The organism is Owenweeksia hongkongensis DSM 17368, assembly GCF_000236705.1.
GTDB classification, from domain to species: Bacteria; Bacteroidota; Bacteroidia; order Flavobacteriales; family Schleiferiaceae; genus Owenweeksia; species Owenweeksia hongkongensis.
On record NC_016599.1, the window covers coordinates 3180322 to 3194112 of the forward strand.

The 13791-nt window shown below is 43.1% G+C and carries 12 protein-coding genes; all 12 read right to left on the bottom strand.

Features of this window, described 5'->3' with window-relative positions; translation table 11 throughout:
* Positions 1 to 8 precede the first annotated feature (8 nt).
* Genes ftsA through OWEHO_RS13980 form a run of 12 tightly spaced genes read right to left on the bottom strand, consistent with a single transcriptional unit; the run spans position 9 to position 13511 of the window.
* A complete protein-coding gene (gene ftsA, locus OWEHO_RS13925) occupies positions 9 to 1400 on the bottom strand; it encodes a cell division protein FtsA (protein WP_041628279.1) in 1392 nt (463 codons plus the stop codon).
* A 4-nt stretch (positions 1401 to 1404) separates the two neighbouring features.
* Complete coding sequence (locus tag OWEHO_RS13930) at positions 1405 to 2130, bottom strand: cell division protein FtsQ/DivIB (RefSeq protein ID WP_014203131.1); 726 nt, start codon at positions 2128 to 2130, stop codon at positions 1405 to 1407.
* Positions 2127 to 3467: a UDP-N-acetylmuramate--L-alanine ligase gene (gene murC / locus OWEHO_RS13935; RefSeq protein ID WP_041627634.1), complete on the bottom strand. Its 1341-nt coding sequence runs from the start codon at positions 3465 to 3467 to the stop codon at positions 2127 to 2129. Before murC ends, OWEHO_RS13930 begins: the two co-directional genes overlap by 4 nt.
* Positions 3457 to 4557 carry an undecaprenyldiphospho-muramoylpentapeptide beta-N-acetylglucosaminyltransferase gene (gene murG, locus OWEHO_RS13940; RefSeq protein ID WP_014203133.1) on the bottom strand — a complete coding sequence of 367 codons (1101 nt, stop codon included), beginning with the start codon at positions 4555 to 4557 and terminating at the stop codon, positions 3457 to 3459. The genes murC and murG overlap by 11 nt, the downstream gene beginning before the upstream one ends.
* On the bottom strand, positions 4550 to 5734 hold the full coding sequence (locus OWEHO_RS13945; protein WP_014203134.1) for an FtsW/RodA/SpoVE family cell cycle protein: 1185 nt from the start codon (positions 5732 to 5734) through the stop codon (positions 4550 to 4552). The genes murG and OWEHO_RS13945 overlap by 8 nt, the downstream gene beginning before the upstream one ends.
* A 31-nt stretch (positions 5735 to 5765) precedes the next feature.
* Positions 5766 to 7109 carry a UDP-N-acetylmuramoyl-L-alanine--D-glutamate ligase gene (murD, locus tag OWEHO_RS13950; protein WP_014203135.1) on the bottom strand — a complete coding sequence of 448 codons (1344 nt, stop codon included), beginning with the start codon at positions 7107 to 7109 and terminating at the stop codon, positions 5766 to 5768.
* Positions 7109 to 8350 (bottom strand): phospho-N-acetylmuramoyl-pentapeptide-transferase, encoded by a 1242-nt coding sequence (gene mraY / locus OWEHO_RS13955; RefSeq protein WP_014203136.1) that lies wholly within the window; start codon positions 8348 to 8350, stop codon positions 7109 to 7111. Before mraY ends, murD begins: the two co-directional genes overlap by 1 nt.
* The gene (locus OWEHO_RS13960; RefSeq protein ID WP_014203137.1) at positions 8350 to 9813 is read right to left on the bottom strand and encodes a UDP-N-acetylmuramoyl-L-alanyl-D-glutamate--2,6-diaminopimelate ligase; all 1464 of its coding nucleotides are present in this window, start codon (positions 9811 to 9813) and stop codon (positions 8350 to 8352) included. Before OWEHO_RS13960 ends, mraY begins: the two co-directional genes overlap by 1 nt.
* Positions 9814 to 9828: 15 nt before the next feature.
* Positions 9829 to 11808 carry a penicillin-binding protein gene (locus OWEHO_RS13965; RefSeq protein ID WP_014203138.1) on the bottom strand — a complete coding sequence of 660 codons (1980 nt, stop codon included), beginning with the start codon at positions 11806 to 11808 and terminating at the stop codon, positions 9829 to 9831.
* Positions 11809 to 12156: an FtsL-like putative cell division protein gene (locus tag OWEHO_RS13970; protein ID WP_014203139.1), complete on the bottom strand. Its 348-nt coding sequence runs from the start codon at positions 12154 to 12156 to the stop codon at positions 11809 to 11811.
* Positions 12149 to 13063, bottom strand: a complete 915-nt coding sequence (gene rsmH / locus OWEHO_RS13975) for a 16S rRNA (cytosine(1402)-N(4))-methyltransferase RsmH (RefSeq protein WP_014203140.1) — start codon at positions 13061 to 13063, stop codon at positions 12149 to 12151. The genes OWEHO_RS13970 and rsmH overlap by 8 nt, the downstream gene beginning before the upstream one ends.
* Positions 13038 to 13511 carry a division/cell wall cluster transcriptional repressor MraZ gene (locus OWEHO_RS13980; protein ID WP_014203141.1) on the bottom strand — a complete coding sequence of 158 codons (474 nt, stop codon included), beginning with the start codon at positions 13509 to 13511 and terminating at the stop codon, positions 13038 to 13040. Before OWEHO_RS13980 ends, rsmH begins: the two co-directional genes overlap by 26 nt.
* Positions 13512 to 13791: the final 280 nt, after the last annotated feature.

Below are 13791 nucleotides of genomic sequence, written 5' to 3' on the forward strand. Positions count from 1 at the left end.
TTTATCATTTATAGATCGTCATTCAAAAAATTGCGAAACTTATCTGCCCAGTTGTCAAACCAGCCTTTTTTAGGCTTGTCAGCTGCATTGGGGCTATCATTGTTTTCAGTTTCTTCGGGTTCCGAGGTTTCCTCCGGTTCTTCCATTTCTGCTTGCGCAGAAGTTTCCGGCTCAGGGTCGGGAGCAAATTGTTGGTTTTCCGGTTTACTTGGGTCAATTACCGTAATCTCCAGATTGCTGTTTTCCACCACGCCTTTTAATACCAAACCTACTGCGGTGGCGTATGATGGAGAGCTGTACTCATCATCTGACTCGCTGGCCAAATGCTCATTAGGGAAACCTATACGGGTGTCCATTCCAGTTACAAATTCTGTAAGCTGCTTAATGTGTTTAAGCTGTGCGCCTCCACCTGTTAAAACTATTCCTGCAATGAGTTTTTTCTTGTTCTCATCATAACCGTAGTTCTTTATCTCAAGGTAAACCTGCTCAATAATCTCCACCACACGGGCGTGGATTATGCGGCTTAGGTTTTTCAATGAAATTTCTTTTGGCTCGCGACCTCTAAGGCCAGGAATGCTCACAATTTCATTCTCCTTGTTTTCGCCCGGCCATGCCGAACCAAATTTTATCTTCAAAAGCTCAGCTTGCTTTTCTATAATCGAGCAGCCTTCTTTTATATCCTCAGTTATTACGTTTCCGCCAAAAGGAATAACGGCCGTATGGCGAATGATTCCGTCTTTGAAAATCGCTACATCAGTAGTGCCTCCACCAATATCTACAAGCACTACACCTGCTTCTTTTTCTTCTTGCGAAAGCACGGCTTCAGCAGAAGCTAATGGCTCAAGAGTAATGGCACTCACAGTAAGGTTGCTACTTTTTACACAGCGACCAATATTTTTAATTGAGCTAATCTGCCCAACTACAATGTGAAAATTGGCTTCTAAACGGCTTCCGTACATTCCTTTCGGGTGACGAATTTCAGCTTGTCCGTCCACTTTATATTCCTGCGGAAGCACATGGATAATTTCTTCACCAGGAAGCATTACCAGATTGTGCACATTCTGCACAAGGTTGTCAATATCCTTGTCCTCAATTACATCATCAGCATTTTGGCGAATGATATAATCGCTGTGCTGCAAACTGCGAATATGCTGGCCGGCAATGCCTACCACCACACTTTGTATTGCAAGGCCGGAAGAGTTCTCTGCTTCTTGTAATGCCTGCTTTATCGATTCTATCGTTTGGGTAATATTCGTTACCACACCACGATGCACACCAAGCGATTTGGCCTTGCCCATCCCCAGTATTTCCAACTTGCCATAGTCGTTCTTACGACCAATCATGGCAACTATCTTGGTGGTTCCTATGTCCAGCCCTACGGCTATTTTATCAGGATTCATCATGTTAATATTTGGTACAAATCACCTGACCATCATAGGCTAGGTTCAATGTTTTTATCTGGTCTATATTTTTTTTGTCAACTACGCTTTTATAAAACGCGCGAAGTTTATTCAGCTTGCTCTCCACATCATCAGGCGTGCCTAGTAGCACATGATGGCGACCTGGCTTTGGGTATAAAATCCACTCTCCATTTTCTTCTACTTGCACCCCCTCAAAAAAGTTTTTATAAAACTCATCTTGCTGAAATTTCACAAAAAAGTCAAAGAGCTGTTTCTCATTTTCGGCAGATATAGCGCCCGTTACCAGCGGAACTTTAGCAGAAAAGTTTGGAGAGAGCGCCATGCTATCTCCGGCTTCGGCTATGTAATAATCTCCGGCTGAACCATGTACACGAAACATGGGCTGCTTTTGGGTTACATCTATCCGCAACTTACCATCTAGTGCCGAATATACTTCCGCTTTACGTATAGAAGGGTGATTATCAAGTCTTTCTTCTAACACATTAATGTTAATTTCTCTGTATAAAAGACTATCAATATTCGGGTATTCAGCATACACGATTTTTTGCACATCCTCTTTGCTGATAAAGTATTGATACTTATCGGTATTCACGTGTACGTCAACATCTGCGATGTGCATATCCTCTCTACGATTTGCACTAAAGGCCAGCATCACCATGAGTAAAACAAAACCCAATGACCAGGCCGCTATGTTCCAGGCTTTGCTCATTGTGAAAGTTTCATTTTTAATGGATTAATAAGTTTGTCAATATCACCAGCACCAATCGTTAAGATTATTTCAGGTTTATTATTGGCAAAATGTGTCAATATCTCCGGTGTGGATAAATGGTGTTTGTTATCAATATTGATTTTTGAAAACAAAGCCGAACTGTTGATTCCTGGAATTGGTTTTTCGCGGGCCGGATAAATGTCCATCAAAACCAATTCGTCCAATTTTGAAAGCGCCTCAATAAAGCCTTCTTCAAAATCACGTGTTCTGGTGAATAGATGAGGTTGAAAAATGCCACTTATTCGTTTGTTTGGATACAGTTCTCTTACAGAACTTACCAAAGCATTTATCTCTGCGGGATGATGAGCATAGTCATCGATATAAACCAGTTCATCACGTTTAATGTGATATTCGAATCTTCTGCGAACACCTTTAAAACTTGCTATGCCTGCTTTTACATCTTCTGCCGAAAGGCCAAAGTTTAAAGCTAAAGCTGCTGCGCCAATTGCATTTTCCACATTGTGTCTGCCGGGCAGGCCACTGTGAATTTCTTCTATAATTGTCCCATCAGGAAGTTGAATGTCAAAAACGTAATTGTGATTTTCCACCCTTACATTTTTGCCACAGTAATCCGCATCAGTTTCTATTCCATAGGTGATTCCGCTAAGGCCTGTATCTTTATGAACAATAGCCGTTTCGGTTACACAATCTCTGAACTTTGCAAAGGTGGCTTTCAGTTCTTCCGGGTTGCCATAAATGTCTAAATGATCAGAATCTACGGAAGTGATGATAGCTCCGGCTGGTTTTAGCTGTAAAAAGCTGCGGTCGTATTCATCCGCTTCAGCTACTAAAATGTCGCTATCGCTTGGGGCCAGAAAGTTGCTTTGGTAATTGGAAGCAATTCCGCCAAGGAAAGCTGCAATGTTTTGGCCGCCTTGTTTAAAAAGATGAGCAAGCAGTGCAGAGGTTGTTGTTTTTCCGTGGGTTCCGGCTACAGCCAGGCAGGTGGTTGCGGCACTTATTTGACCTAAAGCCAGTGCTCGTTTTATAAGTTCAAAACCATTATCTCTAAAGTAATTCAACTCACCCATGTCATCAGGAATGGCGGGAGTGTAAACTACAGTTGTGGTTTCGGGATCTTTAAAAGTCTTATCTATTTTGTTGAGGTTATCCTCATAGTGGATGGCGATGCCTTCGTTTTCCAAAGCTTCGCAAAGCGGAGTTTGGGTGCGGTCGTAGCCAGCCACATTTTTACCAATGCTCACAAAGTAGCGGGCCAAGGCACTCATGCCAATGCCGCCAATACCTATCATATAGATGTTCTTTTTATCGAGCATTCTTCTCCACTAATTTTAATACTTCTTCAGCAATATGCTTGGCCGCATCGGGCAAAGCAAACTGCTTTATGTTTGTCTCCAGCTGGCTTTTTTGAGCTATGAGTTTATCTACTTCATTAAGGAATTCATCATTGGTACCGCTTTCGCGGAAAAGTAAAGCCGCGCCTTTTTCAGCAAGGGCATTGGCATTTTTGGTTTGATGGTCTTCGGCCACATTTGGCGAAGGAATCAGCATGGTAGCTTTTTGAGCTACCGCCAACTCAGAAATAGTTCCTGCACCAGCACGACTAATAATAATATCAGCGGTGTAGGCGTCTTCCATGTTTTTTATAAAAGGCATTATTTGCAGCTGGTCATTTTGCCTAGCTCCAAATTGCTCTTGCAGCTTTTCAGAATATAACTTTCCTGTTTGCCACAAAATGTTGATGCCCTTAGCTAATAGCGCATCAAGGTTATTTCCTATCAACTCATTAATTCGTCTTGCGCCTAAACTTCCGCCCAATACCAGCAGTGTGGGTCGAGTGGGGTTGAGGTTGAATTTTGAGATGGCAGCGTTTCGGTCGCTATTAATATTTTTTACAGTTCCTCGTATCGGATTTCCTGTGAGCAGAATTTTATCCTTGGGGAAAAAACGCTCCATTTTATCATAAGCCACACAAATGGAATTCACCTTGGGGGCCAATATTTTGTTGGTAATTCCCGGTAGGCTGTTTTGCTCCTGAATAAGCGTGGTAATTTTTTTATTGGCGGCCACATATAAAAGTGGTCCGCTGGCAAAGCCTCCAGTGCCTATCACAGCATCGGGCTTGAATTTTCTAATGAGTCTTTTGCATTTGGTAATGCTGCTAAAGAGCTTAAAAGGGAACATGAGGTTGGAAGCAGTAAGCTTGCGCTGAATCCCGCTAATCCAGAGCCCTTCAATTTTGTAACCGGCCTGCGGTACGCGTTCCATTTCCATACGGTCACTAGCGCCCACAAATAGAAACTCCGAGTTCGGGTGCATTTCTTTCAGGGTGTCGGCAATAGCAATAGCCGGGAAGATGTGTCCTCCGGTGCCACCTCCGCTTATCATGAATTTGTACTTAGGCATGAGCAGGAATGTTTTCGGGTGTTTCTTTTTGTTCAGCTTCCAAAGTCTCTTCGGTAATCTGTCCGCGGCTTACGCTTAATATTATTCCAATGGCCAGACAGGTCATCCATATACTGGAACCACCGGCACTTATCAATGGCAATGTTTGTCCCGTTACCGGAAGTAGGTTTACTGCCACACCAAGGTTTACAAAAGCTTGCACCAAAATGGCAAATCCTGTTCCTGCTGCGAGTAGCATCCCAAATTTGCTTTCGGCCTTTTGGCTAATAATGAGTACCCGAACCAAAAACATTACATAAAACATGAGGATGATTACTCCTCCAATCATGCCGAATTCTTCTACAATCACTGCGTAGATAAAATCCGAATTGGACTGAGGAAGAAAGTTTTTCTGAATACTTTTCCCAGGGCCTTTACCTACTACCATGCCTTCAGCAATGGCCATTTTGGCTTTGGTTACCTGGTAATTTTCTTCTGCATTGCCTTCGCTAAAATTGGCAACACGAGCTTTCCATGTTTCCACACGATTGCTCATGTTTGGAAAAGCGAGTGTTAGCAAAATGAACAGAAGCAGCCCGGCAACACCGCTACCTATTATAATTAGTAGATTTTTTAGCGGGTATCCGCCAATAAAAAGTACTACCATACAAATGGTAAATATCAAAGCAGCTGTACTAAAGTTGGCGGGAAGGATAAATCCACAAACCAGAAATATAGGGCCCAATAATGGAACTAAGGTTTTCTTGAAACTCTTGAGCTTTTCAGGATCTACTTTGCTCAAATAACGAGCTATGTAAATCATTAATACAATACTGGCAAAGGCAGAGGTTTGAAAGGTCCAGCCCAAAAATGGAATCTGAATCCAACGTGAAGCGTTGGCAACACTGTGCCCTTGCAGTAATGTGTAAATAAGTAATACCACGGCAATTGGAAGCAAAATAATGGACAAAGGCCCATAATGTTTGTAGCTGATATTGTGGGCGGCATACATCAAAATCAAACCAAGAACGAGGTGTATGGAGTGCTTGCCCAGCATGCCCAGCGTGTTTCCGCTGCCGTACAAAAAAGCAATATTACTGCTGGCGCTATACACGGGCATCAGGCTAAAAAGCGCCAGTATAATCGCGATGGCCCATAGGGTGCGATCTCCTTGTATGCGTTGCAGAATAGTACTCATTGTTTGCTTCTAATTAATTGAAAAACCTTTTTTACAGATTGCGCACAGCAGCTTTAAACTGACGGCCACGGTCTTCGTAATTTTCAAAAAGGTCAAAACTTGCACAAGCAGGGCTTAGCAAAATGTTATCTCCTTTCTCGCCCATTTTGTAGGCCATGCGCACTGCTTCGTCCATGTCAGCAGCGTCAATAATGAGGTCTACTTTGCCTTCAAACTCTTGATGCAACTTGGAATTGTCTACACCAAGACAGATGATGGCTTTCACTTTTTTTTCTACCAAACCAAAAAGCTGGCTGTAGTCGTTTCCTTTGTCCACTCCACCGGCAATCCAAATGGTTGGTTCGTGCATGTTGTCCAGCGCATACCAGGTAGAATTTACGTTGGTAGCCTTGCTATCATTGATAAACTGCATTCCGTAAACCTGAAGTACAGGCTCCAATCGGTGCTCGATGCTTTCAAAGCCAGCCAGACTTTCTCTGATGGCTTCTTTGCGAATACCCAAAAGCTTGCTTGCAAGTCCTGAAGCCATGCTGTTGTAGGTATTGTGCTTGCCTTGTAGGGCTAATTCGTTGATGTTCATTTGTTCTTGGTTATTTATTGTTATGTGTATTGTATTTGTTTCGTCAAGCCAGGCTCCTTCAGTGTTTTCGTTCTGCAGGGTTATGGCTAGCGGTTTTGATTTTATAGTGTGCTGCGGCATGTATTTCAAAGTCTCCGCATCGTCTTTGTTGTAAATAAAAAAGTCGGTTTCGTCCTGATACTTGGTGATAGCAAACTTGCTGGCAGCGTAGTTTTCCATTTTGTAATCATATCTGTCCAGATGGTCAGGCGTGATATTGCAAAGGATAGCGATGTGCGGTTTGAAGCTGTTGATGTCATCCAGCTGAAAGCTCGAAATCTCCAACACATAATAATCATGGTCGCTTTCGGCTACACTTGCTGCGAAGCTGTTTCCCACATTCCCGCCAAGGGCCACGCTTACACCTGCTTTTTTCAGAATGTCATAAGTGAGTAGGGTGGTGGTGGTTTTTCCGTTGCTACCAGTGATTGCAATAATTTTTCCTTTGCAGTAGCGATACCCAAATTCTATTTCAGAAATCACTTCAATGCCCGCTTCACGAATGGCTTTCATCACGGCCGCCTTTTCGGGAATACCGGGACTCTTTACAACCAGCTGTGAAGAAAGTATCTCATTCATGTTATGAGAGCCTTCTTCATACGGAAGATCAAGGTCATTTAAAGTGTCCTTGTACTTCTGCTTGATTTTTCCACCGTCACTCACCCAAACATTAAAGCCCTGCTTTTGGGCTAAAATGGCTGCGCCAATTCCGCTTTCTCCGGCACCAAGTATTGATATTTTGGTAGCAATACTCATTAGCGAAGCTTAAGTGTTACGAAGGTTAATACGGCCAAAAAGATTCCGATAATCCAGAAACGGGTTACGATTTTACTTTCGTTGTAACCTTGTTTTTGATAGTGGTGGTGAAGTGGTGACATCAAGAAAATCCTGCGCCCTTCGCCAAACTTTTTCTTGGTGTATTTAAAGTAACTCACCTGCATTACCACTGATAAATTCTCTACCAAGAAGATTCCACAAACGATAGGAATCAAAAGTTCTTTGCGAATAGCAATTGCGAATACGGCAATAATTCCACCGATGGCAAGGCTACCTGTATCACCCATAAATACTTGTGCAGGATAGGTGTTGTACCAAAGGAAACCAATGCAGGCTCCTACAAATGCTGCGATAAATACCACAAGCTCTCCCGTGTTTGGGATGTACATAATGTTGAGGTAGTCGGCAAAAATGATACTACCGGAAACGTATGCAAAAACACCTAAGGTTACTCCAATAATTGCGGAAGTTCCTGTGGCAAGTCCATCAATTCCGTCAGTCAGGTTGGCGCCATTGGACACTGCTGTGATGATGAAGATTACAATGGGGATAAAGATTAGCCAAGACCATCTTTGGTAATCATCCACTACCCAGCTGATAAGTTTTGAGTAGTCAAACTCATTATTCTTGAAAAAGGGAATAGTGGTTTTTAAAGATTTTTCAGCTTCAGCGTAAACTGGTAGTGTTTGGGTGGTGGCAGTTCCGTCAGCGCTTTGCACCACCTTCGCGGTTTCTACTCTTTCCTTAATTGTTACATTTTGATTAAAATAGAGAAGGCTGCCCACAATGATTCCTAGTCCAACTTGTCCGGCTACTTTAAACTTGCCTTGAAGTCCTTTCTTATCCTTTTTAAATACTTTGATATAATCATCCAAAAAGCCAATAGCTCCCATCCAAATGGTAGTGATGATAAGTAGGATGATGTAAATGTTTTCAAGCTTTGCGAAAAGCAAAACCGGGATAAGAATCCCTGAAAGAATCATCAATCCACCCATGGTAGGTGTTCCTGCTTTTTCAGCCTGACCTTCCAAACCCAAGTCGCGAATGGTTTCGCCTACTTGTTGTTTTTGAAGAAATTTTATGATGCGTTTTCCGAAAACAAGGCAGATTATCAAAGAGAAAATAAGCGCCATGGCTGCGCGGAAGGTGATAAACTGAAACACTCCAGCACCTGGCAAATTGTAAGCTTTGTCTAAGTATGTAAAAAGGTAATAGAGCATCAGTTTTGGTTTTGGGTTAATGATTCACGAACCACGGCCATGTCGTCAAATGGCAGTTTTTCACCTTTTATTTCTTGATATTTTTCATGCCCTTTTCCGGCAATCAGAATGATGTCATTTTTGTTGGCCAATCTGGCTGCGGTACGAATGGCTTCTTTACGATTGCTTATGCTCAGGTATTTTCTTTTCAGCTGCATTTCTACGCCAGCCTCCATTTCCTGAATGATTACTTCCGGGTCTTCATTTCGTGGATTGTCAGAAGTAAAAATCACCTGGTCGCTCAGCTGAGTGGCAATATTTGCCATTTCAGGGCGCTTGGTTTTGTCGCGATTTCCACCGCATCCTACCACGGTAATCACGGTTTCGGCACCAGTTCTTATTTTGCCAATGGTTTCCAATACATTTTTCAATGCGTCCGGTGTGTGTGCATAATCCACAATTGCCGTTACACCACCTTCACTTTGAAAATGCTGAAATCTACCTTCTACTGATTGCAATGCGCTGATGGCGGTTATTACCTGAAGTTTGTCTTCACCCAACAAAACGGCTATTCCGTAAACAGCTGCAATATTCAAGGCATTGAAAGTGCCAATGAGTTTGGTCCAAACTTCTTGCCCGTCAAGCTGCAAAAGCATTCCGTCAAGTTGGTGCTCAATAATGCGTGCTTTAAAATCGGTATCGGTTTTTAGCGCAAAGCCGTACTTTTTTGCTTTGCTATGCAAAAGCATGGTGCGGCCATGTTTGTCATCTTGATTCATCAAGGCAAATGCCTCAGGAGAAAGCGCATCAAAAAGTGCCTTTTTGGCTAATATGTAGTCGTCAAAGGTTTTGTGATAATCTAAATGGTCGTGCGAAATATTGGTAAAAGCCGCTCCAATAAATTTCAATCCAGCGATTCTACGTTGCTCAATGCCGTGGCTGCTTGCCTCCATAAAGCAGTATTTGCAACCTGCGTCAACCATTTTTTTCAAATAGCTATTCAGGCTTACCGGGTCGGGAGTAGTGTGTGTTGCCGGATGAATTTCGCGGCCAATCATCACATTCACGGTACTTAGCAGTCCGGCCTTTTGGCCTAAAGCCATAAAGAGACGGTGACATAAAGTTGCCACAGTAGTTTTTCCGTTGGTTCCGGTAATGCCTACCAACTTTAATTTTGAAGAAGGATTGCCATAAAAGTTGGAAGCTAAAATTCCCAGCGTAGCATGAGCATCTTTCACCTGAATGTAAGTGGTGCCGTCATTCAATTCTTCAGGGAGCTTTTCGCAAACGATGGAACGAGCGCCTTGTGAAATAGCTTGGGCAATGTAATCATGCCCATCAACCACCGTCCCAGGAACGGCCACAAACAAAGACTCTTTCACGACTTTGCGAGAGTCGAAAGCTATATTTTCTACAGCCACATTGGTGCTGCCAATGGCATCCAAAATTGGGGCGGTGTAGAGTATGTCTTTAAGTAGTTTCATCAATCGGCCGTTTTCTTATCCTAATTTCAGTTCTATGAGGGCGCTGTTTCCAACATCGGAGCCAGCGGGTGGGTATTGCCAAATCACTTTTCCGTTACCCTTAATTTTTACTTTGTAACCATGGTTTTCCAAAATGCTCAATGCATCAGCTCCGCTTTTGCCCTTTAGGTTTGGCACCTTTTTTTGTGTTACCGTAATATCGTTGCTGGCATCTGTACCTAGTAATTCGGCAAAGCCTTGTACTGGTTGATCAAGGTCGCGAGGAGTGTCTAGATAAATGTTTTCCGCGATAGCTTTAAAGACAGGTCCTGCAACGGTAGACCCGTAATAGCCCATGTGGTTATTGGGTTTGTTTACCACCACGATGCAGGTATATTGTGGGTTGTCTGCCGGGAAGTAACCAGCAAAAGATGCCTGGTAATCTCTGGTGTCGCGCTTCCAATAGTTAAGTTGGCAGGTTCCGGTTTTACCTGCAATTTTTACCAAAGGACTTTGAAGGTTGGTTGCGGTTCCATTTTCTACCACACCATCCAGCATCGATCTCACCTTTGCCAAAGTTTCCTTTGAACAAATAGATGGGTTGATTACCTGCACTTCATTGTTTTGAATCACCTTGCCATGCTTAGAAATACTTTCGATAAAGCGAGGTTTAATCATGGTTCCATCATTGGCCACAGCATTATAAAGTGTAAGTACCTGAAGAGGCGTGAAGCTCACTTGGTATCCAAAGGCCATCCACGGAAGAGTGATCCCGCTCCAGTTTTTGTCGCCCGGTTTAGGGATAAGGGGAGTTCCTTCTCCTTTTATGGCGAGACCAAGCGGGTCGTGTAATCCAAGGGTGTAAAGACGGTCTACAAATCGTGATGGTTCATCTTTATAATTGTCATAAATAAGTTTTACGATGCCCACGTTTGAGGAAACCTCAAATGCACGCTTCAACGTAACCCGGCCGTAGCCACCTTTTCCGTTGCGGTAATTACTGTCTTTTATCTTCTTTCCGTAAATTTCATAAAGACCATTTTCGGTGTCTACCAAAGTGTTAGTATCTGCAATTCCGTCTTCTAGGGCAATCATCACTGAGGCTAATTTGAAAGTAGACCCAGGCTCGGTGCTTTCCCATACGGCATAGTTTCTTTTTTCAAAATAGGTTCCTTCTTCCGTGCGGCCCAAGTTCGCGATGCCACGAATAGCTCCGGTTTTTACGTCCATCACCACAGCGCAGCCATGGTCAGCTTCAAATCTCTCTAAAGCTTTTAGCAATTCGTGATGAACGATATCCTGAATTTTGGTGTCGATTGTGGTAACAACATCAAGGCCGTCCTCAGGCTCTATTTCATAACTGTCGGTTACGGGTTTCCAGTTTCCTTTGCTTACTTTTTGCTTTAGGCGAACGCCATCTGTTCCGCTTAAAAAGCTACTGAAAGCACCTTCAATTCCAGTACGACCTCGCAAATGATCGTAGCCAATGGTGCGCTCAGCAATTTTGCCCAAAGGCATTTTGCGGTAATTCTTTTGCTCGTAAATAAGTCCTCCTTTGTAGCGCCCTAAGTTGAAAATTGGGAACTCGCGAATCTTTTGTAGGTCAGAAAATGAAATGTCTTCGCCTAATCTCACGTAGCGGCTTTTTGCATCACGCTTCATCCGCAAGTAAGTTTCCCACTGGCGGGCGGAGCGAACGGGAAATTTTTTTCCAAGCTCTAGGCTTAATGCGGAAATATTGGCGGTAAAATCTTCCTCGGCCACCGTGTAAGGATCCATAAAAAGATCATAAACGGGCATGGAGGTAGCGAGCAATTTGCCATCACTACTAAAGATGTTTCCACGATCAGCCTGAATATTTATTTCGCGAATCACTTCTTTTTGAGAGCGCGCACGCAAATCCGGTCCTTCAGCATACTGAATGATGAAGAGTTTGATCAATACAAAAACAGCCATCAGGAAAAACGGGATGGCGGCTATGTACATGCGGTTCAATATGGATTTGCGATCTTCCACTTAGTCGTTTTCTGGTACTTTAATAATGAGTGGTGGAGTGTTTGATTTTTCCAGTCCCAACTCTTGTCCTTTGCTTATTACTTTATATTCCATGCTCTCAATCATTAATCGTGAGCGGGTGTCGATGTATTCTGAGTTTAGCTCTTTCATCTGCGTGCGCAAGCGGCTTATGTGATGTACTTTGCTTTCGGCACTGTGGCTGCTGGCAATCATTATTAGCGCAAGCAGGCTTAGGTAAATAATGAAAGGCCAGTTTTTGGCGAGCTGAGGGCTTACCAAAAAGCGGCCAGTAAACACGCCCTTCAGCGGATTTACTATCTTCCTTTTAGATGTTGCAGCCTCACTCATTTTCTTCTTCTATCTTTTCTGCGGCACGAAGCTTTGCACTTCTTGCTCTTGGGTTTTCATTTATTTCTTCGTCATTGGCTATTACAGGCTTTCGCGTAATGGGTTCCAATGGTCTGATTAGATTCCCATAAAAATCTTTGTTGGGCTCACCCTCAATATTTCCATAGCGGAAGAAATTCTTCACCGGACGATCTTCCAGGGAGTGGTAGCTCATGCACACCAATCTCCCTCCAGGGTTTAGCATTTCGGTTGCTTGCTCCAGCAATTCATGGATTACAGCTATTTCTTCGTTTACCTCAATACGAATAGCTTGAAATATTTTGGCCCAAAACTGCCCGTGCTTTTGTGGTGGCGCAAAACGCTCCAAAACTTTCTTTAGCTCGGCAGTTGTGTTAATTGGTCGGTGATTGGTTATCGCATTCACCAAAGGCCATGGGCGATTTATTTCACCGTAATCCTTAAATATTCTAAATAGCTCAGTATCCTCGCTTTCGTTGATAATTTGATGTGCGCTCAAAGCCTTGTCGGGATTCATGCGCATGTCAAGCGGCCCGTCAAATCGAGTGCTGAAACCGCGGTCTGGCTCGTCAATTTGGTGTGATGACACGCCAAAATCACCGAGAAGACCATCAATATGTTTTACACCATGCAGTCTCAAGCTCTTCTTTAGATGGCGAAAGTTGGCCGCTATCAAAGTGAAATTCTCACTGTCAGGTACATTAGCTTTCGCATCAGGATCCTGGTCAAATCCATAAAGGTGACCAGTGGTTAGGTGCTTTAGTATTTCGCGGCTATGACCGCCACCACCAAAGGTTACGTCTACATAAATGCCGTCAGGTTTTATCTGCAGCAGATCTATACATTCCTGTAAAAGGACTGGTTTATGATAATCCATCTTCTGACTCATTGAGGCTGCCCATTACTTCTTCTGCCAATGCTCCAAAATCTACATCAGGGTCGTTTATCGAACCTTCGTAGGCATCCTTGTTCCACACTTCTATCATTCCCACCGAAGACGAAAGCACCAGCTCCGAAGAGAGGTTGCCAAAATTCATTAGGTCTTTTGGGATGTTGAGTCTTCCGTTGGCGTCCATTTCCAGCAGCTTCACTCCGGCAGTAAACATGCGGATGAAGTCATTATTCTTCTTAACGAATCGATTGAGCTTATTCACCTTGCTCATCGTTTTCTCCCATTCGTCCATGGGGTAGAGCTCCAGGCATTTTTGAAAAACACTTCTCTTGATTACAAAACCACGCTCAAGTACCGGCAATAGTTGCTTCTTTAGCGCAGAAGGTATCATTACCCTGCCCTTAGCATCCATTTTACATTCATGTACTCCTATCAGGTTCAGCATCTTAAGTTTTGTGTGCTTTGAGTCTCAAAAATAGAATTATTACTCCACTTTCATCCACAATTTACCACTTTGTTGATAAGTTTTCCCACTTCTGTTAAAACTGGATAGTCTTTAGAATATTGCTTTTGCCTAGCTATCTCTTTGTGAATAGGGTTTTCGAACAATTGTGAAAAAGGTGGGGGAAAGTGGAGGAGGGATTTTTGATTGTGGATTTGGGATTGACGATTGAGTCACCCCGATCTTGATTTTTTAAATCATCAAATCACCAATCGTAAATCCC

Coding starts and splice junctions, on each gene's coding strand:
- ftsA (WP_041628279.1), bottom strand. CDS start 1,400: ATGAATCCTGATAAAATAGCCGTAGGGCTGGACATAGGAACCACCAAG.
- OWEHO_RS13930 (WP_014203131.1), bottom strand. CDS start 2,130: ATGAGCAAAGCCTGGAACATAGCGGCCTGGTCATTGGGTTTTGTTTTA.
- murC (WP_041627634.1), bottom strand. CDS start 3,467: ATGCTCGATAAAAAGAACATCTATATGATAGGTATTGGCGGCATTGGC.
- murG (WP_014203133.1), bottom strand. CDS start 4,557: ATGCCTAAGTACAAATTCATGATAAGCGGAGGTGGCACCGGAGGACAC.
- OWEHO_RS13945 (WP_014203134.1), bottom strand. CDS start 5,734: ATGAGTACTATTCTGCAACGCATACAAGGAGATCGCACCCTATGGGCC.
- murD (WP_014203135.1), bottom strand. CDS start 7,109: ATGAGTATTGCTACCAAAATATCAATACTTGGTGCCGGAGAAAGCGGA.
- mraY (WP_014203136.1), bottom strand. CDS start 8,350: ATGCTCTATTACCTTTTTACATACTTAGACAAAGCTTACAATTTGCCA.
- OWEHO_RS13960 (WP_014203137.1), bottom strand. CDS start 9,813: ATGAAACTACTTAAAGACATACTCTACACCGCCCCAATTTTGGATGCC.
- OWEHO_RS13970 (WP_014203139.1), bottom strand. CDS start 12,156: ATGAGTGAGGCTGCAACATCTAAAAGGAAGATAGTAAATCCGCTGAAG.
- rsmH (WP_014203140.1), bottom strand. CDS start 13,063: ATGAGTCAGAAGATGGATTATCATAAACCAGTCCTTTTACAGGAATGT.
- OWEHO_RS13980 (WP_014203141.1), bottom strand. CDS start 13,511: ATGCTGAACCTGATAGGAGTACATGAATGTAAAATGGATGCTAAGGGC.